Here is a 24,753-nt window from a genome sequence, read left to right on the forward strand (position 1 = left end):
CTCGCCTGCCTTGCTCCTCCTCACCGCGCTGCTGACCGGTTGCGACCGGCGGCCGGACGACGTGCCGGTGGTCGTCAGCGCGATCGGCAGCGCGGCGCCGCGGCTTGCCGCACGGCCGGGCACGTCGCTGTCGCTGCCCGACGCGCTGCTCACCGCCTCGACCGCGCAGGGCCTCGTCCGCTTCGATGCGCTGGGACAGGTCGAGCCGGGGCTGGCCGAACGCTGGATCGTCATCGACGACGGACGCAGCTACATTTTCCGCCTGCGCGAGGCCGAGTGGGCCAATGGCGAGCGCGTGACCGCGCGCGACGTCGTCGCCGGCCTTCGCCGCGCGATCGCCAATCCGCGCAACCCGCTTCGCGCGCACCTGTCGGCGATCGACGAGGTGGTCGAGATGACGCCGCTCGTCATCGAGGTGCGGCTGTCACGCCCCCGCCCCGACCTGTTGCCGCTGTTCGCGCAGCCCGAACTCGCGCTCGCCGGCACCGCGCGTCAGCAGGGCAGCGGGCCGTTCCGCATCGATCGCGCGGGCCTGCCGGTGCGGCTGCGCCCAGGCTTCGACCCCACCCGTCCCGATGCGGATGCGTCCGAGGAGCCCGAAGCGGCCGAGCTCGTCGAATTGCGCAGCGAACGCGCGTCGCGCGCGATCCTGCGTTTCCGCGAACGGCGGTCGGATCTCGTCAGCGGCGGCAGCTTTGCCGACTGGCCGCTGGTCGAGGTCGCCGACGTGCCCCCCGCCAATCGCCGCATCGATCCCGCGCGCGGGCTGTTCGGGCTGGCCGTCACGCGGCGGAGCGGCTTCCTCGCCGCGGCCGAGCGGCGGGAGGCGGTGGCGATGGCAATCGACCGCGCCGCGCTGACCCGCGACTTCGCCGCCGACTGGACGGCGAGCGACACGCTGCTGCCCGACACGCTCGATTCGGCGGCGGCGCCGGCGCGCCCGCCCTGGCTCGCCTTCGACCTCGACGCGCGGCGGACGGCGGCCCAGGTGCGCGTCGCCGGCTGGCGCGCGGCGAATGGCGGCCAGGCGCCGCGACTGACCATCGCCATGCCGGAGGGGCCGGGCGCCGGCCGCCTCGCCGCGCGGCTGATCGCCGACCTTGCCAGCATCGGCGTCCTCGCGCGCCGCGTGCCGGCGACCGCGCGGGCGGACCTGCGCCTCGTCGACGCCGTCGCCCCTTACGACAGCGCCCGCTGGTACCTGCGCATGGCGTGCCAGCCCTGTGCCGAACCGGTCGCCGGCACCCTCGCGCGCGCCAGGGAAAGCGGCGATCTCGCGGCGCGCAGCCAATTGCTGGCGGAGGCGGATGCCGCGCTCGTTCGCGACGTCGCGTTTATCCCGCTGGCACAGCCGCTGCGCTGGTCGCTGGTGGCGCTCCGCCTGCGCGCGTGGCGCGGCAATGCGCGCGCGTGGCATCCATTGAATCACCTGCGCCGCGAAACCAATTAGGTTTCATGGCACAGACCCGCATCGACCCGTCGATCTTCGACCGGCTCCCCCTCAAGCGCGACCCCAACTCGGTGCGGACGCGGGTGGAGGCGATCGAGCGGGTGATGGAACGGTCGATCACCATTCCCGGCCTCAGCCGGCCGATCGGGCTCGACGTCATGCTCGGCCTTATCCCCGTCGCCGGCAGCTTCATTGGCGCGGCGGCGGGCGCGTACATGCTCTGGGAAGCGCGCAACCTGCGCATGTCGAAGTTCGCGATGACGCGGATGGCGGGCAATGTCGGCATCGACTGGGCGCTGGGGCTGATCCCCGGCGTCGGCATCGTCCCCGATTATTTCTTCCGCGCGAATTCGCGCAACCTGCGCATCATCCACCGCCACCTCAACAAGCATCACCCCGGCACGGTGACGCTGGACGCCTGATTGCCTCCCCGAGCAGTGTATTGCACGGCTATGGCACCTGTGTCATAGTCGAGCAATACAGGAGGGAAGCCATGTATAGTGAAACCGATCTGGAAAGTGCCGTCAGCGCCGGCGCGTTGAGCCCCGCCGCCGCCGAATCGCTGCGTGCGCACGTTGCCGCGCAGCGCCGCACGCCGGCCGTGGACGAGGAGCATTTTCGGCTGCTGACCGGGTTCAACGACATCTTCGTCGCGGTGGCGCTCGCGCTCTTGCTGGCGGCGGTGGCCCAGATCGGCGCGGCGATCACACCGGGGATGGGCGGCATCGGCGTCGCGGTCGCGGCCTGGCTGCTCGCCGAATATTTCACGCGCCGCCGCCGCATGGCGCTTCCCAGCATCCTGCTGCTCGGCGCGTTCGTCGGCGGCGTGGTCGCCGCCCCGATCGGCGCGCTGGTCGCGATCGAACCCGACTTCAGCGAGCGCGTGACCGCCGCGGTGTTCGCGGGCGTCGGGCTGCTGGGCGTCGCCGCGGCCTGGGCGCACTGGCGCCGCTTCATGGTGCCGATCACCGTCGCCGCAGGCGCGCTCGCGGTCACCGGCACCGCGGTCGCGCTCGCCTTCTTCGCCTATCCGCAGCTGGACGACTCGGCGCTGCCGCTGCTCCTTGCCGCCGGCCTTGCGATCTTCGCGCTGGCGATGCGCTGGGACATCTCGGACCGCGCGCGCACGACGCGGGCGAGCGACGTCGCCTTCTGGCTCCATCTCGCCGCCGCGCCGCTGATCGCGCACCCGATCTTCCACCTGCTCGGCGTGTTCGAGGGGCCGGTCAGCCCCGCCATCGCGGTCGCGGTGCTCGCGCTCTATCTCGCCTTCGCGTTCGTCGCGCTGGCAGTCGACCGCCGCGCGCTGCTCGTCTCCAGCCTCGCCTATGTCCTATTCGCGCTCTACGAGCTGTTCCGTAGTGCCGGCGCGGTCGAGCTGGGCGCGGCGTTCACCGGGCTCATCATCGGCTCCGGCCTGCTGACGCTCTCGGCCTTTTGGCAGCCGATGCGCCGCCGCGTGGTGGGGCTGCTCGGCAGCGACATGGCGATGCGCCTGCCGCCCGCCGTGGCCTAGTCCTCGACGATCTTCATCAGCCGGCGTTCGAGGGGAGCGAGAACGCCGGCAAGGTCGTGTCCGCGCTTCAGCACCGCGCCCGTCTCGCTCACCAGCGCCCACATGCCCTGGCGCTGGCGCAGCGCCGGGCGCTTCTCGATCCGCACCTCGGGCCGCTCGGCCGCGCGGCGAAAGGCGGCGAACACCGCCGCATCGCGCCCCAGCTCGATCGCATAGTCGCGCCAATGCCCCGCCGCGACCATCCGGCCATACAGGTCGAGGATGCGGTTCAGCTCGAGCCGTTCGAAGCCGATCTGGAGCGGCCGTCGGCCATGAAGGGGAATGACCTCGCCGCTCACGCCCGGTTGCGGCGCTCCGCTTCCTCGGCGACCAGCGCATCCAGCCGCTTGCGCATCGCCTCGAGCTCGCAGCGCAGGATCTCGACCTTCTGCGTCGCCGGGTCGAACACCTGGCTGCACGGGGTGCCATAGGGCATGAACGGCTTCTGGTACGTCTCCGCCTCGATCAGCGTCGCCTTGGCGGGGATGCCGACCATCGTCGCGCCCTCGGGCACGTCCTTGGTCACCACCGCATTCGCGCCGACGCGCGCGCGCTCGCCCACCGTGATCGGGCCCAAGACCTGCGCGCCCGATCCGATGATGACGCCGTTCAAGAGCGTCGGGTGCCGCTTGCCCGCGACGCCGTTGTCGGGGCTGGTTCCGCCCAGCGTCACGCATTGATAGATGGTGACGTCGTCGCCGATCACCGCCGTCTCGCCGATGACGGTGAAGCCATGGTCGATGAAGAAATTGCGCCCGATCACCGCGCCCGGATGGATGTCGATCGCGGTCAGCCAGCGCGACCAATGATTGACCGCGCGCGCGGCAAAGAACCAGCCGCGCACGAACAGCCAGTGCGCGATCCGGTGATAGGCAAGCGCCCACACGCCCGGATAGAGCAGGATTTCAGCACGCGATCGCGGCGCGGGGTCGCGCGCGCGAATCGAATCGAGATAGACGCGAAGCGCCCTCAGCATGGCGTGTCCCCTAGCCACGAAGCATGCGATGTAGGACGGCCGTCATGACATTCCAAGCAGGCAACCTTGACCGCTTGTGAGCGCTAAACGCGAACTGTCTTGTTTCCGGCCGCGTGCCCCGGCAATCCCCACCGTGTCACTCTTGATAAGGACGCGCATGTTCGAAGGCATCCAGTTCGCCGAAATGCTGCCCTATGTCGCGGTCGGCCTGGTGGCCCAGATCGTCGACGGCGCGCTGGGCATGGCGTTCGGCGTAATCTCCAGCACCCTGTTGGTGAGCGTGATCGGCGTCCCCCCCGCGACCGCATCGGCGGGCGTCCACCTGGTCGAATGCTTCACGACCGGCGTGTCGGGGATCAGCCATGCCATTCACAAGAACGTCAACTGGAAGCTGTTCTGGCGCCTGCTCGTCCCTGGCGTCATCGGCGGGGTGACGGGTGCGTACCTGCTGACGTCGATCGATGCCTCCATCACCCGGCCGATTGTGATGACCTATCTGTCGGGGATCGGCCTCTATCTCCTGTGGCGGGGCCTTCGCTATCCGCCGCACCGCGAGCGCGAGCCGCGCGTGATCGAGCCGCTGGGCCTCGCCGGCGGCTTTCTCGATGCGGCGGGCGGCGGCGGCTGGGGGCCGGTGGTGACGTCGAACCTGCTCGTTCAGGGCGCGACACCGCGCACGACGATCGGCACCGTCAATTCGGTCGAGTTCTTCCTGACCGTCTCGGTCTCGATCACCTTCCTGATCGGCATCGGCTCGACCGGGTTCGGGCCGGAATTCTGGCATCCGGTGCTCGGCCTGCTGATCGGCGGCGTGATCGCCGCGCCGTTCGGCGCCATCATCGCCAAGCGCGTGCCGACCAAGACGCTGCTGGTCCTTGTCGGCATCGTCCTGACCGCGACCAGCCTGTTCAGCGTATATCGGTTCTTTGCGGCGTAATCGTACTCTCGCGCAGGCGGGAGCCCAGAGCCAAGCAGCGCAGCGCTCGTGACCCTGGGCTCCCGCCTTCGCGGGAGCACGTCGGGCATCAGAGCGTCGCGTGGATGGTCGCCAGCGCCTTCATCACCGACGCGATGCGCGCCGCGTCCTGGACGTTCGATGCCGACACCTCGGCCTTGCGCAGCACCTTCTCGTGCGAATCGATGCACATGCCGCAGCCGTTCATCGCGCTGACCGCCAGGCTGAACAGCTCGAAATCGACCTTGTCGATGCCCGGCGCGCCGATCACGTTCATGCGCAGCTTGGCCGGCATCGTCCGATATTCCTCGTTCGAGGCGAGGTGGGTAAAGCGGTAATAGACGTTGTTCATCGCCATCACCGCCGCCGCCGCGCGTGCCGCGTTGGCCGCCTCCGGCGACAGCTTGGGCGCGCATTCCGCTTCCGCCGCCTCGACCAGCGGCTTGTGGCCCGAGCCGTGCGCGCAGGCGAGGATCGTGCCGTACTTGCGCTGGTCGTTCAGCCCCGCCTCGTTCAGCAGCGAACCGACGTTGAGGCGGATGTCCTTGGCATAGTCGGGCAGCGCCGACGCGAATTCCTTGAGCGACATGTCTATTCTCCAAACATACGTCACCCCAGCGCAGGCTGGGGTCGCCCCGAGACAGGGGGACCCCAGCTTTCGCTGGGGTGACGGAAAGCTAGCGGGCGCGAGCCGATGCCCGCGCCCGATCAGATCAGGCCGCGACCTGGAGGACGTCGTCGCCCTTGTTCCAGTTGCACGGGCACAACTCGTCGGTCTGCAGCGCGTCGAGCACGCGCAGCGTCTCGGCGGGGTTGCGGCCGACGTTCAGGCCGTTGACCTGCACCGCCTGGATCACGTTGTCGGGATCGATGATGAAGGTCGCGCGGAACGCGACATGCTCGTTCTTGTCGAGAATGCCGAGCGCGCTCGCCAGCACCGCGCCATTGTCGGCGATCCAGGGGAAGTCGGCCTTGGCAAGGTCGGCATCCGACTTGCGCCACGCCAGGTGGACGTGCGCGGTGTCGGTCGAGGCGCCGATCAGCACCGCGTCGCGATCCTCGAAGTCGCTCTTGAGCTCGCTATAACCGACGATCTCGGTCGGGCAGACGAACGTGAAGTCCTTGGGCCAGTAGAACAGCACCTTCCACTTGCCGGGGAAGGCGTCGTGGCTGAGCGTCTCGCCCGCGGGCAGCGCGCTGGTGCCCTGCTGGACGGGAACGGTGAATTCGGGGAGCTTGTCGCCGACGGTCAGCATGGGAATGCCTCCTGTTTGTGCTGGTGATGGGGAGGCGCCTGATGCGCTGCGGCATCATTTGCGCTGCACTGCAACTAGATGACGGTCCGCTTTTGATCCAATGGCCGTTTTCGCGGCTATTGATCGAGCCACTCGATCAATCCATCTGGGGCGCATGACGACCTACCTGCCCACGCTCAAGCAGCTGCAATATCTCGTGGCCTTGCGCGATGCCGGGCATTTCGGGCGCGCGGCCGACGCGTGCTATGTCACGCAATCCACGCTTTCCGCGGGAATTCGCGAGCTCGAGACGCTGATCGGCGTGACGCTGGTCGAGCGGACGCGCCGCGTCGTCCGCTTCACGCCGCTTGGCGAGCGCATCGTCGACAAGGCGCGGCGCGTGCTGCGCGAGGCCGACGAACTGGGCGAGATCGCGCGCGCCGCAGGGCGTCCGCTGGTCGGAGAGATGCGGATGAGCGTCATCCCGACGATCGCGCCCTTCCTGCTCCCCCGGATTCTGCCGCAACTGCGAACGGAATATCCCGAGCTCAAGCTTTTCCTGCGCGAGGAGCCGACCGGCCCCGCGTGCGAGGCGCTGCACCACGGCCGCACCGACTGCGTGCTCCTCGCGCTCCCCTATGCCTGTGGTGAGGTGGAGGTGGAGCCCTTGTTCGACGACCGGCTGCTCGTCGCCTTCCCGGGCGGCGACACGCTGCCCGGCTCCGGCCCGGTGATGGCGGAGGATATCGACGAGACCCGGCTGCTGCTGCTCGAGGACGGGCATTGCCTGCGCGATCATGCGCTGGCGGTATGCGCCAGCCCCGAACTGCGCGGGCAGGCCGCCATGCTCGGCACCTCGCTCCACACCATCGTCCAGATGGTCGAGAACGGTTTGGGCGTCACGATGCTGCCCGAAATGGCGATCGGCGCGGGCATCCTGCGCGGCACCGGCATCGACGCGCGGCCGATCGACGCCGACCGCGCCGCCCGCCGGATCGCACTGGTCTGGCGCAAGGCGAGCCCACGCGAGCGCGACTTTCGCCTTCTGGCCGAAGTGCTTCGCACCGCCGCGCAGGATCGTACCGACAAAAGCCGGTAAGCGAAACCAACCGCGCGCTTGAACGTAGATTAGGCGCGCGTCGTGTCGCTCCCCCCTCCCCCCCGCCGCGGCGCGCAACCCTATTCTGTTCGATCGATGGAGACCTCCATGAACCGCCTGTCCCTTCTCGCCGCTGCCGGCCTCGCCGCGACGTCGAGCCTCGCGCTGGCGCAGACCGCCGCGCCGACGACCGCTTCGCCCACGGGCCAGACCGCGGCGCCGACCGCCCAGACCGCTGCCCCGGCCGGAAGCGCGATGGCCGCGCCCGCCGATCCCACCACCGCCGCCTCGACGCCCGCCGCCGCCGGCGGGACGATCGCCGACGCGGCGATGAACAACGCCAAGCTGACGACGCTGGCGAGCGCGGTAAAGGCCGCCGACCTCGGCACCACGCTGTCGGGCCCGGGTCCGTTCACCGTCTTCGCGCCCGAGAACGAGGCGTTCAGCCGGCTCGCCCCCGGCACGCTCGACACGCTGCTCAAGCCCGAGAACAAGCCCACGCTGACCAAGGTGCTGACCTATCACGTCGTGCCGGGCAAGGTGACGCTCGAGCAGCTGCGCGAGCAGATCAAGGCCGGCGGCGGCAAGGCCACGCTGACCACCGTCGAGGGCAGCCCGCTCACCGTCGCCGAGGAAGGCGCCGCGATCGCGCTGACCGACGTCAGCGGCAACAAGAGCTACGTCGCGCAGCCCGACGTCGCCGCGTCGAACGGCGTGGTGCATGTCGTGAACGGCGTGGTCGTGCCGAAGCTGGCGCCGGCGGCCGCGAGCTCGGGCTCGTAAGCACCCGTTACCTGAACACCGGAAGGGGCGCCGCAGCGATGCGGCGCCCTTTTTGGTGGGGGTGGCAATCGCCTTCAATCCCCGTTCGTGCTGAGCCTGTCGAAGCACGTGGCGCAAGCGCAGCGCTCCGTACACGTCCTTCGACAAGCTCAGGACGAACGGTTGCGAATTGTGCGCCTCGCCCCCATCCGTTCGCTTCGAGCGAAGTCGAGATGCGCGCCGAACAGTGCCAGCGCGTGTTGCCCGGTTCTCGACATCGCTCGAACCGAACGCTGGTTAGTTCAGCGAGGCATGCCAAGGCTTCGAACCGACCTCATGCAGTCGTTACCCGCCCGCGTCATCCCAAACCGCGGCCCGATCCGCATCCCCCGCCCGCGCTTCGACCCACCGCTCGCCCGCACCCGTCGCCTCCCGCTTCCAGAACGGCGCGTCGGTCTTCAGCCGGTCGATGCAATACGCACACGCCTCCAGCGCCGCGGTGCGGTGCGCCGCCGCAACCGCGATCAGCACGATACGCTCGCCCGGCGCCATTGGGCCGACCCGGTGGACGATCGTCGCTGCCGACAGCGACCAGCGCTCGGTCGCCGCCTGCGCCACCGCCTCCAGCGCCGCCTCGGTCATGCCGGGATAATGTTCGAGCGTCAGCGACGCGACGCCATCGTCGGCGCGCACCCGGCCGACGAAGCTCGCCACCGCGCCGGCGCCCGCCACCTCGACCGCCTCGATCTCGGCAAGGTCGATCGGCTCGGGCGAGACGCGGATGCGGATCACCCGCCCGTCACCGGCGGAAAGATCGCGACCTCGCGCGCGCCCGCGATCGGGGCGTCGAGCCCCGCGAACCGCTGGTCCACCGCGGCGCGCAGCCGCTCACGATCGGCGAATGCGGCGGCATGCGCGGCACTCCCGGCCGCCAGCCAGTCGATCAGCGCCCCGACGCTCGTCACCTCGGCGGGCGGGTCGACGCGCTCACTGCCGACGCCCACCGTCTCGCGCACCCAGGCGAAATAGAGCATCTCGATCGCCATCAGCTGTCCATGTGGCGAAGGCCGACGCGCAAGTAATCCCAGCCCGTCACCAGCGTCAGCGCCGCCGCGCCCCACAGGCTCGCCAGCCCGACGACCCGCACAAACGGCCAGTCGGGCGTCGCCCCGGCCAGGATCAGCGCGCCCAGGGAAACGAGCTGCAACGTCGTCTTCCACTTGGCGAGCCGCGATACGGGGACCGAGACGCGCAGCCCGCCCAGGAACTCGCGCAGTCCCGACACCATGATCTCACGAAGCAGGATGATGAGCCCCGCGATCAGGTGCACCCCGCCGATGTCGCGCGTCGACGCCAGCATCAGGATCACCGCCGCGACCATGATCTTGTCGGCGATGGGATCGAGGAACACGCCGAGCTTCGACACCGTCCCCTGCGACCTCGCGAGATAGCCGTCGAGATAGTCGGTGAACCCGACCACGCAGTAGAGGACGAAGGCGAGCGCATATCCCGCCTGCCATTGCGGCCACCACAGCAAGCCGACGAGCAGCGGCACCGCAAAGATCCGCGACAGGGTCAGGATGTTGGGCAGCGTCAGCATGATCGCCCCCTAGGGTCAGGACCCATTACTGGCAACGGTCGTGATCGCCCGGAGCAGCCCGCCGACGAGGAGCGCAGCGCAGTCGCGTAGCTGTCGCTACGCGCAAGCAAGCGACGACGCTCGGCGGGCTGCTCCGGGCGACCGCTTCGCGGCGGGCCGCTGTGGCCGCACGGCGGCGTCGCGCGTCAGTCACGATGTGAATACATCGCTCCCTCCTTGCTCCTACCCGTGCGGCCACATCGGCTCCGTCACGGCCATTGCCAGTAATGGGTCCTGACCCTGACACCGCCAGCGGCGCCGCGCCACGCCCGCTTGAGCGCCCCCGCCGGCTGGGCTACACCCCCGCTCCAAGTCGCCAAGCGTTCCCAACAAGGCCGGTTTCCCGCATGATCAACGCGCTCGGATTGCTCAAGGAGCGCCGCTTTCTCCCGCTGTTCGTCACGCAGTTCCTCGGCGCCTTCAACGACAATCTGTTCAAGACCGCGATGGTGCTGTTCGCGACGTACCAGGTGTTCAAGGACCCGGCGACCGAATCGAACTTCAACGCGCTGGCGACGGGGCTGTCGCTGATCCCCTTCTTCCTCCTGTCCGCGCTTTCCGGCCAGCTTGCCGACACGCATGACAAGGCGCGGATCATCCGGCTGGTGAAGCTGGCCGAGATCGGCATCATGATCTTCGGCGCGACCGGCCTCATCATCGCCAAGCATGGCTATTCGACGCCGGGCATCGTCATGATGCTCTCGGCGGTGCTGATGCTGGGGGTCCACTCCACCTTCTTCGGGCCGATCAAATACGCGATCCTGCCCCAGCATCTGGAGGGCGACGAAGTGCTGGGCGGCACCGGCCTGGTCGAGGCGGGGACGTATCTGTCGATCCTGCTGGGCACCGTCACGGCGGGCTGGGTGGCGGTGGAGACCGCCGCCGTGCTGGTCGTGATCGTCGCCTGCATCGGCCTGGTCGCCGGGCGGAACGTGCCGCCGGCACCGCGGGTGGGGCCGAAGCTCGCGATCAACTGGAACCCGTTCACCGCCTCCTGGCAGCTCATCCGCCAGACGATGCACATCCGCCGCCTGTTCCTGGCGATCTGTGCGATCAGCTTCTTCTGGACGATCGGCGCCGTCCTGATCGTCGTCTTCCCGCCGCTGGCCAAGAACGTGCTCACCGCCGACGAGCGCGTCGCGAGCCTGATGATCGCGATCTTCTCGATCGGCGTCGCGATCGGGTCGGTCATCATCAACGCGATGCTGAAGTCGGAAATCTCGGCCAAGTACGCGCCCGCGTCCGTGATCGGCATGGCGGCGTTCGTCGTCGCCTTCTCGATCGAGTCGCGGCTGTGGACGGCGGCGCCCGCGGGTGAGCTCTACCACCTCGCCGACTTCGTCACCCACCCGCAGGCGCTGCTCGTGCTCGGCACGCTGATGGGGATCGCGATCACCGGCGGCATGTTCGTCGTGCCGCTTTATGCCTTTCTGACGACCACCGTGACCAAGGACCAGACCGCGCGCACCGTGGCGGCGAATAACGTCGTCAATGCCGGCGCGATGGTCGTGGGTGCCGCGGCGGTGATCGCGCTCACGGCCTTCGGCGTGGGGCCGAGCGACATGCTGCTCGTCGTCGCGGGCATGTGCCTGGTGTCCGCCTGGATCGCGCAGCAGCTCCACCGCGCCTGCGATTGAATTTGTCCGGCTGACGCCGGATGACGGCGCCGGCCCGCTCCCCCACCCCGCCTCCCATCGGCATCATGACTGGGAGACGGAGTGGGGGCGCGGGCCGGCGCCGTCTCAGATCAAGAAGGTGTAGAAGCAGACGAAGAACGCGCCGAAGCTCAGCGCGAACAGCTTCAGGTCGCTATCCTCGGCGCGCTTGGCATTGGCGGCGCGGTCGCCGCGCGTCAGCTTGAGGCGGCGACGGAGCGGATGGCTGGGGGCGAGGCTGGTTCGCATGGCACCGTTAACGCGCCGTTTACGATTTGGCTCAAGCCGGTTTGCGGTTAACGCGCGTCCCGTGGCGGGACGGCGCGCTCACTCCGTTCGTGCTAAGCTTGTCGAAGCACGTGCGATCAAGCGCAGCGCTTCGAACACGGCCTTCGACAAGCCTGTCCTGAGCCAGTCGAAGGGCTCAGGACGAACGGCTTTTGAGCGTGGCGCTCACTCCCACCAGTAGGGCAACCGCTTCGCCGTCCCCGTCTCGACCTCGTTCATCGTGCGCGCGTCGTACAGCCGGCCGCCCAGCATCACCCGCGCGATCTTGTCCGAGTTGCGGATGTCGGTGGTGGGATCGGCGTCGAGCACGAGCAGGTCGGCGAGCTTCCCCACTTCCAGGCTGCCGATGTCGCGCGCCATGCCGAGCGACTTGGCAGCCTGGATCGTGCCCGCGCCCAGCGCCTCGACCGGGGTCATGCCGCCGCGGACAAACGACCACAGCTCCCAATGCGAGCCGAGGCCCGCCTGCTGGCCGTGCGCACCGATCGACACCAGCCGCCCCGCCTTGGCGATGCGATGCGCCTCGCGCGCATTGTCGTCGTCGACGAAGTTGCTTTCGGGCGCCTTGACCACCCGTGCGTTGGTGGCGAGCAGCCGGTCGCGCGGCGTGTGCACCATCAGCGGGTTGTCATAGACGTTGGTCGCCTGACGCCAGTAGAACTCGCCCGCCAGACCGCCATAGCTGACGATCAGCGTCGGCGTGTAGTTGGTGTCCGACTGGCCGAACATCTGCACGACATCGCCGTAGAACTTCTCGAGCGGGATGTTGTGCTCCAGCGTCGAGTTGCCGTCGGCGATCAGGTTCATGTCCATGCCGAACAGCGACCCACCCTCGGCGACGACCTGCATCCCCTCGGCCCGGGCGGCGGCGACCACCATCTGGCGCTGTTCGCGGCGCGGCTGGTTGTAGTTCTTCACCGAATGCGCGCCCTGCGCCTTCAGCCGGCGGACATGGTCGAGCGCGTCCTGATAGCTGTCGATCCGCGCATAGACGTCGGCCGCGCGCGCACCATAGATGATCTCGCCCGTCGAATAGATGCGCGGCCCGGTCAGCAGCCCGGCGCGCTGCATCTCGCTGGCCACGAAGATCTCGCTCGCCGACGAGGACGGGTCGTGGATCGTCGTCGTCCCCATCGCCAGGTTCTGGAGCAGCGACCAGTTCTGTTGCGGCACCACCTCGTCGTCGCCCTGCGGCCCATGTGCATGCGCGTCGATCAGGCCGGGGACGATCGTTTTGCCCGCGACGTCGATCGTCCGCACGCCGGCGGGGATGGGGGTCGAGGCGCGCGGGCCGACCGCGACGATGCGATCGCCGCGGATGACGATCACGCCGTCGTCGACGATGCCGCCGTCCGCCGACGCCATGGTGACGATCCGTGCGCCCGTCAGCGCGACCGTGCCGCTGGGCTTTGCCGCCTCGACCGGCATCGACAGGTCGAGGCCGGCGGTGGGCGCCGCGAACTTCGGCGCGTTCTCGCCCGGCGGTGCCAGCGGGAACAGCCGCGCACGCTCGGCGGTGAACAGCGTCGGGCCGGTCGTCCAGTGAATGCGGTCGCCCTTTTGCGACCAGCCCACGTAAGTGGCGCCGTTGGCGCTGACGCGCGTCACCGGCAGCGCCTTCGTCTCGGGATCGATCTCCAGGCTCTGGTTGCCGGGCACCAGCGGCACGACATAAGCCTCGTAATTCTGGATGAACGCCGCGGTCCGCCCGTCCGGCGCGACCGAGAAGTTGGTGGCCAGCTCGCCGACGAATTGCGTCTGCTTGGCGCCGCCCGACAGGTCGGTCGAGACGAGCACCTGCTTGCCCCCGTCCTCGCCCACCATGAACACGCGGTCGCTCGCGGCGCCGAACTGCGGCAGCGCCATGCCCTTGGCGACCAGCACCGGCGCACCGCCGCTGGCCGCGACCCGATAGACGCCGGGCTCGCTCGCGAACTGCGGCAGCGTCACCGCGCGGCCGCCCTTGCCCTCGAACACGATGGTCGCGCCGTCGGGCGAGAAGCGCGGGCGCGCATAATGGCCCGCACGCGTCGTGATCGCCCTGGCCGTGCCGCCGGCCGCGGCGACGCTCATCAGGCGGCCTGCGCCCGCATCGGTCCAGTCGACATAGGCGATCGTGCGGCCATCGGGCGACCAGGCGGGAAACAGCTCGCGTCCTTCACCGCCCCGCGTCAGCCGCCGCGCGGCGCCGCCCGCCATCGGCTTGATATAGAGCTTGCCCAGGCTCTCGAACACCACCTGCCGCCCGTCGGGCGAGACGCTGGCGAAGCGCGGCATCTTGGTCGTGAAGCGTTCCTCGCCGACCGCGATCTCAGGGTGCGGCGCCTGCGTCACGGTGCGCGTGTCGCTCACGCGGAACGGAATCTGGCGCGCCTGCCCGCTCTCGACGTCGACGCGGTTGAGCTTGCCGCCCGCCCACACCACGATCTCGCGGTCGCCGGGCAGCCACGCCATGTTGGGATAGACGCCGGTGACCGCCCAGGTTTCCTGCACATCCTGGTCGAGCGCGTCATAGATCTTGCGCTCCGCCCCGCTCTCCAGGTCGCGGACATAGAGCGTCGACCGCGTCGCCTCGCGCCGGACGAAGGTGATCTTGCTGCCGTCGTGCGAGGGTTGCGGGCGGACCGATCCGCCGTTGCCGGTCACGACCGCGCTGGTCTCGCCCGTCGCCAGGTCGACCTTCTCGATGTGGAACAGGTCGGTGTTCGAATCCTGCGCGTATTCGAAGATCGGGCCGGGCGTGACGTTGCGCGTGAAATAGACGCTCTTGCCGTCGGGCGCGAAGACGGGCTCGCCCAGCTCCTTCTGGTGCCGTTCGTCGGGCCGCTTGACCAGCCGCACGCCCGCCCCGCCGGAGACATGGTACATCCACACCTCACCGGTGCCGAGGCTGCGGCCCGTCGTGAAATGCTTCTTGGCGACGATATATTGGCCGTCCGGCGACCAGCTCGGCTGGTTGAGGAGGCGGAAGTCCTCCTTGGTCACCTGGCGCTTGTCGCTGCCGTCGGCGTTCATGATCCAGATATTGTCGCCGCCGCCCCGGTCGGAGGTAAAGGCGATGCGCCGCCCGTCGGGCGAGAAGCGCGGCTGCACTTCCCAGGCGAGCCCCTCCGCGATCCGCGTCGGCGTGCCGCCCGCGATCGGCATCGTATAGATGTCGCCCAAGAGCGTGAACGCGATCGTCCGCCCGTCCGGGCTGACGTCGACGTCCATCCAGCTGCCCTCGTCGGTGTCGATCCGCGCCTGGCGAAGCTGCGCCCCCGTGGGCGCGTTGACGTCCCACTTGGCCTTCTTGTCGGCAGGCACGGCCGGCGCCTGAGCGGCAACGGTCGCCGGGCGCGGTGTCGGAAGCTGCTCGGCGCTCTGCTCTGGCTGGCGCGCCTCGTTCTCCGGTGCCTCGGTCGCCTCGACGGGCGACTGCGTCTGGGTCGGCGGGGTCTGCGCGTGCGCGGCGCCAAGCGCGAGCGACAGGGCGATGAACGAGACGGCGGTACGCGGCATGGACAGGGCTCCCCGACTGGATCGTTATTTGGTGCCGTGCGTAACCATCGGGTCTGGGAAGGGCAATGCCATGGCTCAAGCCGTTGATCTCGAGCGATTCGTCACCGCGCAGCAAGGGGTCTATCCGACCGCGCTCGCGGAGCTTCGCGCCGGCGAGAAGCGCAGCCACTGGATGTGGTTCGTCTTCCCGCAGATCGCGGGTCTGGGACGCAGTTCGATGGCGCAGACCTATGCGATCGCATCGCTCGAGGAGGCGCGCGCCTATCTGTCGCATCCGGTGCTCGGGCCGCGATATCTGGAATGCGTCGAGGCGCTGCTCGCGCATCGCGGCCGCTCGGCGGAAGCGATCATGGGCGGGATCGACGCGATGAAGCTGCGCTCGTCGCTGACGCTGTTCGCGGCGGCCGGCGGTGGCGACCGGGTGGAGGCGACGCTGGCGGCGTTCTTCGATGGGCCGGATACGGCGACGGTGGCGCGGTTGGGGTGACGAGCTAAGCACCAGCGGGGAGATTAGAGGGCGCGCCGCGGCGAAGCCGCGTCGTCGGTCGGTGGCTGTGCCACCGCCGGCCGGCGCATCGCTTTTCGCTGAATAGCGCAGCTATTCCGCTGCGATGCGCTGGAGCGGGCGAAGGGATTCGAACCCTCGACCCCAACCTTGGCAAGGTCGGCTTCAGCCGTTTTCAGACGTGCTTGTCGTTGCTGATGTTCCCGCATTTCCGACACTTAGTAAACCCACGCGTTTCTGAGGTTTTTCCCCGTTACAGGGGTTTTTGAGCGTTCCTAGTGGGGATATGGTGGGGTGAAAATCCATGGTCAAAATACCCCATTTTTGATAACACCCCACTGAATTCCCCACTGGGAAAGAGGCGGGAGGCAGGCAAGTGGCTGATATCAAAAGACCAACGGGGCGTCCCGGTCGCTATTCGAAGTACGAAAAACTCGAAGCGTCGCTTCCTGCCAAGATGGACAAGCGCCCCGCCTATTGCGACGGCATCGGCCTGTTCCGGGGAGCCAAGTCGTACACGGCATGGGTGAAGGTCCGACTGCCCCATGGAGGCGTCTACAATGGCCGGACGATCCCGGTCGGGGCGTCGATCGAGCACAAGGTCGGCAACCGGGCTTCCTTCACATGGCAGCAACTGGAGGCCGAACGGGACCGCTTGCAGGGGCTGGCCGACCGTAACGAGCCGCTGGAGGCCGCACAGGCCGATACCTTCCAGAGCTATGCGACGGACTGGCTGGCGCGAAAGAAGCCGGTGTTGAAGGGCTATGGCGTCACCAAGGGGCACATCAACACGGCGTTGATCCCGACGTTCGGCAAGAAGGCGATGGACGCGATCACCGTGGCCGATGTGAACCGCTGGATCGGGAAGCAACGCGGCACGCTCGCCCCTGCCACCGTCCAACGGCAACTCAGCACATTCAACGCGATCATGAATGACGCCGTGCGGGTCGGCCTGATCGACCGCAACCCGGCTACCCGTGCCGACAAGATTCGGGGCGTCGAGCCACGGCAACGCTTCGTGACGGAGCAGGAGTGGAAGACGATCCTTGAAACCTGTGAACGGATCGAACGGGAGCAGGACGAAAAGAGCGAGCAGCAACCCCAGCGAATCAGGGGATGGCTGCGGCACTATGTCGCCTGGGCGTACAACTCCGGGATGCGGCGGGCCGAAATCCTTGGCCTGAAAGCCGAGAACGTCCGGCTGGTGGACGACGCCCATATCGTGGTGGAGGTGCTGAATTCGAAGAACGGCAAGTCGCGCTACGTGAGCTGCACGGCGGAGATGCGGGACATTCTGCTGGCGTTGAAACGACTAGACCGGATGCCGGGGGATACCCGCCTGTTCCCTGTGTCCCTGACGACCTTGAAGCGCGCCCTGACGGCACTGTGGAAGGCGACGGGGTTGAAGGATGTGCGATTGCACGACCTGCGGCGTAGCCATGCCACGATCCTGATCGGCAAGGGTGTGGACGTTCGCACGGTTGCGGGGCGGCTGGGCCACACGGGAACGGCGATGCTGGCGAAGCACTATGCGGTCGATCGCGGGGACAAAGAGGCAGCGGCGATGTTTGGATGAGCCTGATTTGCCAAGTGAAAGTCTAGCAAAGTCTATCATAAGACCATGCCGGTTGCGGATCGTTGCGAAACCGTATTGGTCATGGTATAATCCGGTTCATGGGGCATGGTGCCGCATAAAGTAAAGGATACTGGGATCGCCCTCTTCGGAGGGTCGAGAGACGAAACAAGAAGCAGCCGCAAGGCTCCGGCGCTGGCCCTACGACGGGGGTCTTTAACTGGGGTGGCCCTTCATGGGTTGAGTGGCTGAAACAGTAGTCTCTGAAGCATTCCGGCCCGATTTTACCGTCCGTCGTATCAGCGGTTGAACGAGGCTGTTATGAATGCGACTCCCGAATTCTATTCTGACAAAGACATTGCGCGTATCCTGAACATGTCCCCCGCTTGGGTGCGGGGGCAGCGGCACAAGCGTCGTCACGGACAACCGTGCATCTTCAATCTCGAACCTCGCTACATCGGATCGGCGGCGCGCTACGTCCGTGATGAGGTGGAAGCCTTCATAACCCAGTTGCGGGGATGACGGGGATGCAGGGGATCGCCGGAAGCGGCGGGCTGGCCTGTCCCGACAATCTGTTCGAATATGTCGCGGATCAAGCGGACCCAGCGCCTGTCCGTCCTGTACCTGCCCTTCATGGGAAGCCCTTGAAGGCTGGTCGAGGTACGTTCTTTGACGAGCATATCGACGTGCGTGATCCAGAGGGCGAACGCCTGACGGAACGGCTGGTCGACATCTACGACAGGGTAGAGCCACGGCAGCGGAAACGGGGAAGGGATGCACTGCGGCTTCGCCTGCGACGGCTGGCCGCCAATGCACTGCGTGGCTCCTTCTATCGCGATTCTGCCTCGGTCCTCTACTTTCGTAAGGCGGATACCCGGCATTACGATGACAAGCCCGGATGGATGAAACACGGCGCGTTGGCGGACGTCGTGGATGCAATGGCAGAGGCCGGGCTGGTCGAGACGCTGACAGGGCAGCGAATGCCTTGGTACTCCAAGACGCCCTCCACGGCATCGTCCTACCGGGCAACCTCGAACCTGATCGCCTTGGCTCTGGACTGCGGCGTAATCGAACAGTCCGTCGAATGCCGCTTGCCGGTTGAGGAACTGGTTCGCCTCTACGGACCCAAGGGGAACACGGAATTCGACTGGCACAGGGGCGGGATCGTTCACCCCGCCAAGGGCAAGCGCATCCACTTCACGCCCAATGAGGAAACGGAGCAATGGACGGCGGCGCTGGCAGCGATCAACGCCTTCTACCGGCAACAGACGATCGGACTGAGCCTTTCGGCCGACGAACTGACGGGCTGGCTAGGAGGGACGGGTTATCGCTTGCCCGAACTGTTCAAGACCGACCTGTACCGCATCTTCAACAACGGGAATGAAGCCGATCCCCGGTTCGATCAGGGTGGGCGGATGTTCGGCGGCTGGTGGATGTACGTTCCCAGCCCGTTGCGACGGGCGATCACTATCAACGACAAGCCAACGGTAGAAATCGACTATCGGGGCTGCTTCCCCCGGATGCTCTACCATGAACGGGGTATCGACTGTGCGGACGATCCCTACGCGATCCCCGAAATGGAGGCATATGAGCGGGAAACGGGGGTTGCGCCCCGCACCTATCGTCCTTGCGTCAAATGGCTGATGCAAATCCTGCTAAACGGCAAAGGCCGACCGGGAGCCGTAGAGAGGCCAGTCGACATTCTCTACCCGCCCGACCTGTCCATCGACCGCATGGCAAGCATGATCGTCACCCATCACCAGCCGATCGGGGATGCCTTCGGCAAAGGGGACGGCCTTCGCCTTATGCGAACAGAAGCCGACATAGCGTTGGAGATCGTCAGCACGGCAACGACGGAAGGGTGGACCGCTCTGCCAGTCCATGACGCCTTCATAACGACGGACGACCAACGAGACAGGCTGCGGACAGCAATGATTGATGCCTATGTCGCTAGACTAGGCAGGGAACCAGTGTTGAAGGAGGGGTGGGAAGAGAGGAATGGATAAGAATATCAATGGAATAGCGAATCTCTTATCAGACCCCTTATCCATTCATAGGAACTCGTAAGAGCATCCCGCATCCAATCCCGGATCGTGGCCAAAGGTCGCCTTCGATACTGTCCATTGGATGTCGCCTGATCCACGGGTGTAATCCGGTCAACGTCAAGCAGATCGAAGCCCGATCGGGTGCCCTCGACCGTCACCCGTTGGTTGCAATGCCGCTTGGCGGATGACCACGGCGCATCAAGCTGCCAGACCCCGCCGCCGTCGATTTCGAGCGCATGACCGAACCGGGTCCACCGCAACGTGCCAGTGAGAACATGCCGGGTGCCTCGTGGCATCACCCTGTCTCCCCGGAAGTCCGACGCGGTACGCCCCCGCTATCGACTTCACTCCTGATCCTTGGTGATCGGGGAGGTAGTAAACCGAGATGAGTCGGCCCTGGGGCCTTTGGGCTGGAAGCCTTGGACATACGCCACAGGCTCCCCGACCATAAGGGTCAGGAAGTGTGACGCTGTTACGGTCAGCATCTACCGCTCATCTCGGGGTTACTACACCCCAGAGCCATGCGTAGTGGCTCCAAGCCCCTTATGGGCCGGAGTGTAGGCGGACGCAATCTCACGATCTAATCCGGCGGGGAAGCAATCCGAACCGATGGGAGCTAAATGTCAGTTGCACGAGACAAGGAAGGTCGATAGCTTGTTGATAAGGGCCGTGAACAGATTTTTTCGCTGAGTTTCTCGGCGATTGAGAAGTACGCGAGAAGCGCTTGCTACTATGCGATACTCTGCGAATTGCCGCTTGATGAAATTACGCCATGACGACCATATCGCTTAGGAGTGTTCACGGCCTGCTATGCTCGCTGATTTGAAGGCCTGCCAAAGCAGGATTGCCCTCGCCCACCTAATGGGCGTTGAGGCGAAAGAGCTATCCTTTGTTCTGTATAAGATGAACGAGAAGCTCAAGTACGATCAATTTTGTATGAGCAAGAAAAGCGGCGGAACTAGGCTTATCTTGAAGCCTCATCCACGTTTAAAATGGATACAGCGTCGCCTTCTTGATGTTCTATATGAATGCGAAAATGATGTCGTAGCGGCTAGTAAGAAAAACTCAAATCTGGATTTTGGCTTTAAACGCGGCGTCAACATCTACGATAACGCTGAAATTCATAGGAAAAAGCGATACGTTCTCAACATGGATATTGAGGACTTTTTTGGGCAGTTTAATTTTGGACGAGTTAGAGGTTTCTTCTTAAAGAACCATGAGTTTGCGCTACACAAAGATGTAGCAACTGCAATAGCGCAGATTGCTTGCTTTGAAGATACGTTGCCGCAAGGCGCTCCGACATCTCCACACATAGCAAACCTCATCGCTCAGTTTTTTGACCGCAGAATGTGCCGGTTTCTGCAATCTCGCCGCTGCCATTACAGCAGGTATGCGGATGACATCACAATCTCCACGAACCTACGAGAATTCCCTAGCGACGTGGCAGCGCCAGACAGCTCCACCCCGCAAGGATGGGCATTATCTCCCCAGATCATCGACATTTTTGCAAGGGCCGATTTTCCAATCAAGGCCAGCAAAACCCGCATGAGCCTGGCGTCCAACCGTCAAATGGTCACGGGGCTTGTCGTCAACAGCCATCCCAATGTTTCACGAGAATATTACCTCGCCACCCGCTCAATGTGCCACGCCCTGTTCAAAACGGGCAAATGCACCATCCCAGATTTCACTCCTAGTTTTGCTGACAATTGTCCTCCCGAGAAGGAGGGAGATGAGAAACCGTCGAAGTCCAACATGAAAATTCTTGAAGGCAGGTTGTCACATATTCATCACATAAGATCGAAGTCAGACACAAGAACTATTCAAGATAAACAGGACAATCCTACGCAGTTCTGGAGAACTCTTCAGTTATTTTACATTTATAAGTATTTCTTCGGCAATGATAAGCCGACGATTCTAACTGAGGGACCGTCTGATATTTTTTATATAAGGGCTGCCCTACTAAACAGTAAGTCTACTAACCTTAAATCTTTACGGGATGATAAGCAGTCACCATATAAAATAATCCCGAGCTTCTTCAACTTCGATACCAATGCCGCCCATGTTTTAGGCCTGACTGGTGGAGCGGGAAACATTAAGCGTTTTCTATATCTATTCAATAAAAACAAGGATTGCTTCAACCATACCCTCAGAAAGAATCCAGTTGTAATTCTTATTGATAATGATAGTGGCGGAAAGGATGTCTTGTCTCAGGTAAATGGAATATACAAAACAGGCGTTAGTACCGATGATACTAGCATTGTTCATCAAATTACTAGTGGGCTTATTCTTGTAAAGACCCCGCATGTTGGAACCCAAAAGCTGACGTCGATCGAGGATCTTCTTCCTGCCAACGTAAAAAACGTCAAACTTAATGGAAAGACATTTTCGACGGCCAAAAAACTGGATACATCCAAGCACTTTGGGAAAGTTGCACTATCCCACTATGTCAGGGACAATGCTGCAGGGATTAATTTTGATGGCCTTGATCCTCTTTTGGAGGGTCTAAATGAAGCGATAAAGAATTGTAAAATTTGAGTTAGCCGCGCGTTTACCAAGCATGAGTAGCGCAGCTTATATCAATATTCGTCATTCTCTGAAGCGCTGCGGCCTCATTGTTGCTAATGGTCATCATTACTTGCGGAGGATGAAAACCTTCGCGTAGGCTACGCAATTCTTTGATGGCAACCTGTTCGGTGCCACGCTTAGCATTGGCTAGAAGCAAGCCAATCGCGACGTCAGAGCCGTCGAAATAGCTGTCGAAATCGTCTCGACCGATCCCAGATTGATCGCCGAATTCGAGCCATATCTGTTCCGGCTCGCCTCGCACAATCCGCTCGACGGTGGCGACCCCGATAACCGCCCCAACCGGGCGCGTGGCGTATATCCACAGGCGTGTACCAACCGAAAGCTGGGGAATGCGGCGACGCAGTTCGATCGTCTTAGCGCCATCAAGGATGGCTTGTGCGTGGTGGGGATGGATCGAAATGATTGCGTCGTTTTCTGCGTTCATTGGCCCCAAGCTGCCTTGATGATTGCCACCAGATTGTTGTGCGCCAACGGCGTGGCAGAAATGAGGTTGCTCGTCCCTTCGGCCCCCATGGCTTTCAAAGCGGCGAGGGGGACAAGCGTTGGAAATGGCATCAAATTATCAAAGGTCGTCACCAGCACATCATCCGTTGTCGAAAAGTCGGAAAGATCGTCCACGACCACCCGGCGTTCCGCTTCCTTTAAGGTTGTCTCCTTAGGCACGATGATAGAATCCACAATCCGTCCCACCGCGACGATAGCGCTACGGCCTCCCTTTTTACTGGACTCGTAAAACAGGATCGGCAGCCCCGGGCGCATGGCCCTACGGGCGCGGGGCGTATTTACGTATGCCCTCCGTTCCAAAAACGATGCGTCTCGATCTTCGATAAACGCTAGCCGGGTCTGGAGATTTGTTCCCAGCAGTTCGTCGGCATAAGCGCGCTGGATTGGCACGATTACCCCTTCTCGTCCGGGCCAAAGGTAGAGGGTCGGCCCAAACAAATCTTCGAACCGCTCCGGGGACAATGCTGCCGATTGGGTCGGCCCATGGGTGATTGGAACACTCCTTTCCCCATCGGAGAAATCAGGCCATTTCTTCGGTAGCGTCAGACCGGCCTTCCGGCGTGCTTGGTTACGGACTGCATCCCAATTGCTTTCGGTGACGGGACGGCCAATCGCGACTTTCGTCAAATCACTCCCAGCCCCGGCCGCTACAAAGCCGCGAGTTTTTGCGATCGCGCTGACGGTTGGTTGTCCTGACACGTGTACCAGACGTATCGCCGCTGGGCCTGACGAACAGGCGTGTTTGACGGCCGCGTCCAACAGGTACTCTCCGTAAAGTTCGCGATCCAGATGCCCCGCGTCCACGGCGATGAGCAATCTTTCGTCCCCCGACGTTGAAACCGGGGGCACCGAAAACGCGACCGCGACGATAGCGCCGTTTTCCCATATCGCTGATCGCCACCCGTCAGGTCGACCCACGACCGGGCCACAAACTTCCGCGATAATGCCATCCGGGACACCTGACCGCTTGAAATAGGCGGTGGCCTCTTGAACGGTTGGGGTCTTGCACTCGAAACCCGTTCCTTGACGGCCGGTTGTGGGCGATCCGTCTGTGCTTTCAGGTAACAGAGAGATCAGTTCGTCCAGCCCGGCAACGTCGATCCCGACACGTTCCAGAAGGTCATCCCGCGCGGCCAAGATGGCACCGTCGCTCGTAATGAAGCCAGCTACTCGCGATAATGCGGAGTGGGCGAGATGGCGGGCGTCGCTACGCGCCTGTTTCGAACCTGCCCCCGCTGCTCCGCGATCAACAAACACGAGTTGATGGACCGTTTCCGAAAGGCGGTTGAGGTCATCTGGGTCAACGGGGGGCGGCAAGCGTGGAAGCTGTAACGCCATCTGCAAAACCGGATCATTGTTCTGGTCATGAGATGTCCGCTTCAATTCATCAATGAATTCAGGCGCTATTCCAAGGCGGACACGATGATCCAACGCGGCAGCGAACAAAGAGCAGGCCGCTTGATGACGGTCACGATTTTTTACGAGATCAAACAGGACATTTAAATCAAATGTGTAGAATGCCGGTTCGGCCCCGAAGGTTGGTAGCCCAGTGCTGATCGCAGTCGGTGGCGTCGAAAAAAGATGCGGCGTGTCCAAATTCCGAACGCGAATGACAATCGTTCGGCCCCGTGCGGTCCCACCCGGCTTAGATAGTGCCTCTTCAAAGCCATGGCGGGCATAGAAGGAATGAGCATGAGGAAGATTGTCGGCGACTTTGGCTTTTATCGTTGAGAAGCCAAGGCGCTCCATATCCGAGACAAGGGAGTCCATCAGTGCTGAGGCTATCTTGCGCTTTCGCCATTGCGGTTGAACGCAAATTTGTTGGACGCGAGCGTGAGGATAGACACCCCCATGGAATATGTAGCCGACCAAGCTGACCGTTCCGTCAGCATCCTCCGACAACATTACCCGAAGACGCTTTTGGTCGATTGCGTCGGAATAGGCAGCGGGTGTGAGGAAGCCCAGCGCCTCACGTTCGCTGTTCGATAGAAGGATAATTCCACTTAAGTGCTGCCGGAGCTGTTCAGGGTCTTTTACAATGAACGTCCGTGGCATCGCGCGTAAAACCTCCCCGTTGCCAAGGACCGTATCTGTGCCAGAATGACGGATCAAATTTTTTGAAAATTTTTTCTAGCGCGGAAGGCGGACTTTAAAGGCTGATTGAAGAAGCCTTTTCCATGCCCCCCCGGAGGTGCGGTGGGGGCGGCGCTACGATGATTGCGAACTGAAAGGTCGAGTTGGCTACCGCTGAGCGGGGGCGTTCGATTCAGCGCGTTGCGTTGGACGAAGGGGCGCGTGAACGTCCTTGAAGCTGAGTTCGTCAGCAGCCAGCACGAGCCTTCCCGCCGCTCACGATGACGTCTGGGGAGAACACATCAGTGGGGCGACCGGTAGGGATTTCCGGAACCGTCAGTGGGGATATGGT

The 24,753-nt window shown here is 64.2% G+C and carries 23 protein-coding genes; 11 read left to right on the forward strand and 12 right to left on the reverse strand.

What is annotated here, in order from left to right; translation table 11 throughout:
• The first annotated feature begins 10 nt into the window (after window positions 1-10).
• The 3 genes from RS883_RS01115 to RS883_RS01125 all read left to right on the forward strand — a co-directional run bounded on the left by RS883_RS01115 (window position 11) and on the right by RS883_RS01125 (window position 2,966).
• A complete protein-coding gene (locus tag RS883_RS01115; protein ID WP_315761827.1) occupies window positions 11-1,450 on the forward strand; it encodes an ABC transporter substrate-binding protein in 1,440 nt (479 codons plus the stop codon).
• Between the two features lie 5 nt (window positions 1,451-1,455).
• Window positions 1,456-1,872 (forward strand): DUF4112 domain-containing protein, encoded by a 417-nt coding sequence (locus RS883_RS01120; RefSeq protein WP_315761829.1) that lies wholly within the window; start codon window positions 1,456-1,458, stop codon window positions 1,870-1,872.
• Window positions 1,873-1,943: 71 nt separating this feature from the next.
• Window positions 1,944-2,966 carry a hypothetical protein gene (locus tag RS883_RS01125; RefSeq protein ID WP_315761831.1) on the forward strand — a complete coding sequence of 341 codons (1,023 nt, stop codon included), beginning with the start codon at window positions 1,944-1,946 and terminating at the stop codon, window positions 2,964-2,966.
• Here the strand turns inward: RS883_RS01125 and RS883_RS01130 are convergent.
• Together RS883_RS01130 and epsC are read right to left on the reverse strand one after the other, a co-directional pair.
• Window positions 2,963-3,304, reverse strand: coding sequence for a DUF2794 domain-containing protein (locus RS883_RS01130; protein WP_315761833.1), 342 nt, complete (start codon window positions 3,302-3,304; stop codon window positions 2,963-2,965). The genes RS883_RS01125 and RS883_RS01130 overlap by 4 nt on opposite strands.
• On the reverse strand, window positions 3,301-3,981 hold the full coding sequence (gene epsC / locus RS883_RS01135; RefSeq protein ID WP_315761834.1) for a serine O-acetyltransferase EpsC: 681 nt from the start codon (window positions 3,979-3,981) through the stop codon (window positions 3,301-3,303). The genes RS883_RS01130 and epsC overlap by 4 nt, the downstream gene beginning before the upstream one ends.
• Before the next feature lie 157 nt (window positions 3,982-4,138).
• Between epsC and RS883_RS01140 the strand changes: the two genes are divergently transcribed.
• Window positions 4,139-4,918, forward strand: a complete 780-nt coding sequence (locus RS883_RS01140) for a sulfite exporter TauE/SafE family protein (protein ID WP_315761836.1) — start codon at window positions 4,139-4,141, stop codon at window positions 4,916-4,918.
• An 88-nt stretch (window positions 4,919-5,006) separates the two neighbouring features.
• Here the strand turns inward: RS883_RS01140 and RS883_RS01145 are convergent, their stop codons facing one another.
• Window positions 5,007-5,525 (reverse strand): carboxymuconolactone decarboxylase family protein, encoded by a 519-nt coding sequence (locus tag RS883_RS01145; RefSeq protein WP_315761838.1) that lies wholly within the window; start codon window positions 5,523-5,525, stop codon window positions 5,007-5,009.
• A gap of 124 nt (window positions 5,526-5,649) precedes the next feature.
• Entirely contained in the window at window positions 5,650-6,192 is a 543-nt protein-coding gene (locus tag RS883_RS01150) for a peroxiredoxin (RefSeq protein WP_315761840.1), read from the reverse strand.
• Between the two features lie 154 nt (window positions 6,193-6,346).
• On the opposite strand from RS883_RS01150, the gene RS883_RS01155 reads away from it, so the two are divergent.
• Together RS883_RS01155 and RS883_RS01160 are read left to right on the forward strand one after the other, a co-directional pair.
• A complete protein-coding gene (locus tag RS883_RS01155) occupies window positions 6,347-7,270 on the forward strand; it encodes a hydrogen peroxide-inducible genes activator (protein WP_315761842.1) in 924 nt (307 codons plus the stop codon).
• A gap of 108 nt (window positions 7,271-7,378) precedes the next feature.
• Window positions 7,379-8,053 (forward strand): fasciclin domain-containing protein, encoded by a 675-nt coding sequence (locus RS883_RS01160; RefSeq protein WP_315761844.1) that lies wholly within the window; start codon window positions 7,379-7,381, stop codon window positions 8,051-8,053.
• A gap of 324 nt (window positions 8,054-8,377) precedes the next feature.
• On the opposite strand, the gene RS883_RS01165 is transcribed toward RS883_RS01160, so the two are convergent.
• Genes RS883_RS01165 through pgsA form a run of 3 tightly spaced genes read right to left on the reverse strand, consistent with a single transcriptional unit; the run spans window position 8,378 to window position 9,632 of the window.
• Complete coding sequence (locus RS883_RS01165; protein WP_315761845.1) at window positions 8,378-8,824, reverse strand: molybdenum cofactor biosynthesis protein MoaE; 447 nt, start codon at window positions 8,822-8,824, stop codon at window positions 8,378-8,380.
• Window positions 8,821-9,078: a molybdopterin converting factor subunit 1 gene (moaD, locus tag RS883_RS01170; RefSeq protein ID WP_315761847.1), complete on the reverse strand. Its 258-nt coding sequence runs from the start codon at window positions 9,076-9,078 to the stop codon at window positions 8,821-8,823. Before moaD ends, RS883_RS01165 begins: the two co-directional genes overlap by 4 nt.
• On the reverse strand, window positions 9,078-9,632 hold the full coding sequence (gene pgsA / locus RS883_RS01175; protein WP_315761849.1) for a CDP-diacylglycerol--glycerol-3-phosphate 3-phosphatidyltransferase: 555 nt from the start codon (window positions 9,630-9,632) through the stop codon (window positions 9,078-9,080). Before pgsA ends, moaD begins: the two co-directional genes overlap by 1 nt.
• A 386-nt stretch (window positions 9,633-10,018) precedes the next feature.
• On the opposite strand from pgsA, the gene RS883_RS01180 reads away from it, so the two are divergent.
• Complete coding sequence (locus tag RS883_RS01180) at window positions 10,019-11,308, forward strand: MFS transporter (RefSeq protein ID WP_315761851.1); 1,290 nt, start codon at window positions 10,019-10,021, stop codon at window positions 11,306-11,308.
• Window positions 11,309-11,413: 105 nt separating this feature from the next.
• On the opposite strand, the gene RS883_RS01185 is transcribed toward RS883_RS01180, so the two are convergent.
• Complete coding sequence (locus tag RS883_RS01185) at window positions 11,414-11,575, reverse strand: hypothetical protein (RefSeq protein WP_315761853.1); 162 nt, start codon at window positions 11,573-11,575, stop codon at window positions 11,414-11,416.
• A gap of 204 nt (window positions 11,576-11,779) precedes the next feature.
• Window positions 11,780-15,115 carry an amidohydrolase family protein gene (locus RS883_RS01190; RefSeq protein ID WP_315761855.1) on the reverse strand — a complete coding sequence of 1,112 codons (3,336 nt, stop codon included), beginning with the start codon at window positions 15,113-15,115 and terminating at the stop codon, window positions 11,780-11,782.
• Window positions 15,116-15,185: 70 nt separating this feature from the next.
• Between RS883_RS01190 and RS883_RS01195 the strand changes: the two genes are divergently transcribed.
• From RS883_RS01195 to RS883_RS01205, 3 genes are all read left to right on the forward strand, one after another.
• Entirely contained in the window at window positions 15,186-15,602 is a 417-nt protein-coding gene (locus tag RS883_RS01195; RefSeq protein ID WP_315761857.1) for a DUF1810 domain-containing protein, read from the forward strand.
• A gap of 394 nt (window positions 15,603-15,996) precedes the next feature.
• Window positions 15,997-17,196: a tyrosine-type recombinase/integrase gene (locus tag RS883_RS01200; RefSeq protein WP_315761858.1), complete on the forward strand. Its 1,200-nt coding sequence runs from the start codon at window positions 15,997-15,999 to the stop codon at window positions 17,194-17,196.
• Between the two features lie 524 nt (window positions 17,197-17,720).
• Window positions 17,721-19,199, forward strand: a complete 1,479-nt coding sequence (locus tag RS883_RS01205) for a hypothetical protein (protein WP_315761861.1) — start codon at window positions 17,721-17,723, stop codon at window positions 19,197-19,199.
• 5 nt (window positions 19,200-19,204) lie between these two features.
• On the opposite strand, the gene RS883_RS01210 is transcribed toward RS883_RS01205, so the two are convergent.
• On the reverse strand, window positions 19,205-19,534 hold the full coding sequence (locus RS883_RS01210; protein WP_315761863.1) for a DUF5818 domain-containing protein: 330 nt from the start codon (window positions 19,532-19,534) through the stop codon (window positions 19,205-19,207).
• Window positions 19,535-20,099: 565 nt separating this feature from the next.
• On the opposite strand from RS883_RS01210, the gene RS883_RS01215 reads away from it, so the two are divergent.
• Window positions 20,100-21,773, forward strand: a complete 1,674-nt coding sequence (locus RS883_RS01215; RefSeq protein ID WP_315761865.1) for a retron Ec67 family RNA-directed DNA polymerase/endonuclease — start codon at window positions 20,100-20,102, stop codon at window positions 21,771-21,773.
• Between the two features lie 13 nt (window positions 21,774-21,786).
• Here the strand turns inward: RS883_RS01215 and RS883_RS01220 are convergent, their stop codons facing one another.
• Together RS883_RS01220 and RS883_RS01225 are read right to left on the reverse strand one after the other, a co-directional pair.
• Window positions 21,787-22,248, reverse strand: a complete 462-nt coding sequence (locus RS883_RS01220) for an ASCH domain-containing protein (RefSeq protein WP_315761867.1) — start codon at window positions 22,246-22,248, stop codon at window positions 21,787-21,789.
• Window positions 22,245-24,383, reverse strand: a complete 2,139-nt coding sequence (locus tag RS883_RS01225; protein WP_315761869.1) for a GNAT family N-acetyltransferase — start codon at window positions 24,381-24,383, stop codon at window positions 22,245-22,247. Before RS883_RS01225 ends, RS883_RS01220 begins: the two co-directional genes overlap by 4 nt.
• Window positions 24,384-24,753: the final 370 nt, after the last annotated feature.

It is taken from the genome of Sphingomonas sp. Y38-1Y (assembly GCF_032391395.1).
Lineage (GTDB): Bacteria > Pseudomonadota > Alphaproteobacteria > Sphingomonadales > Sphingomonadaceae > Sphingomonas.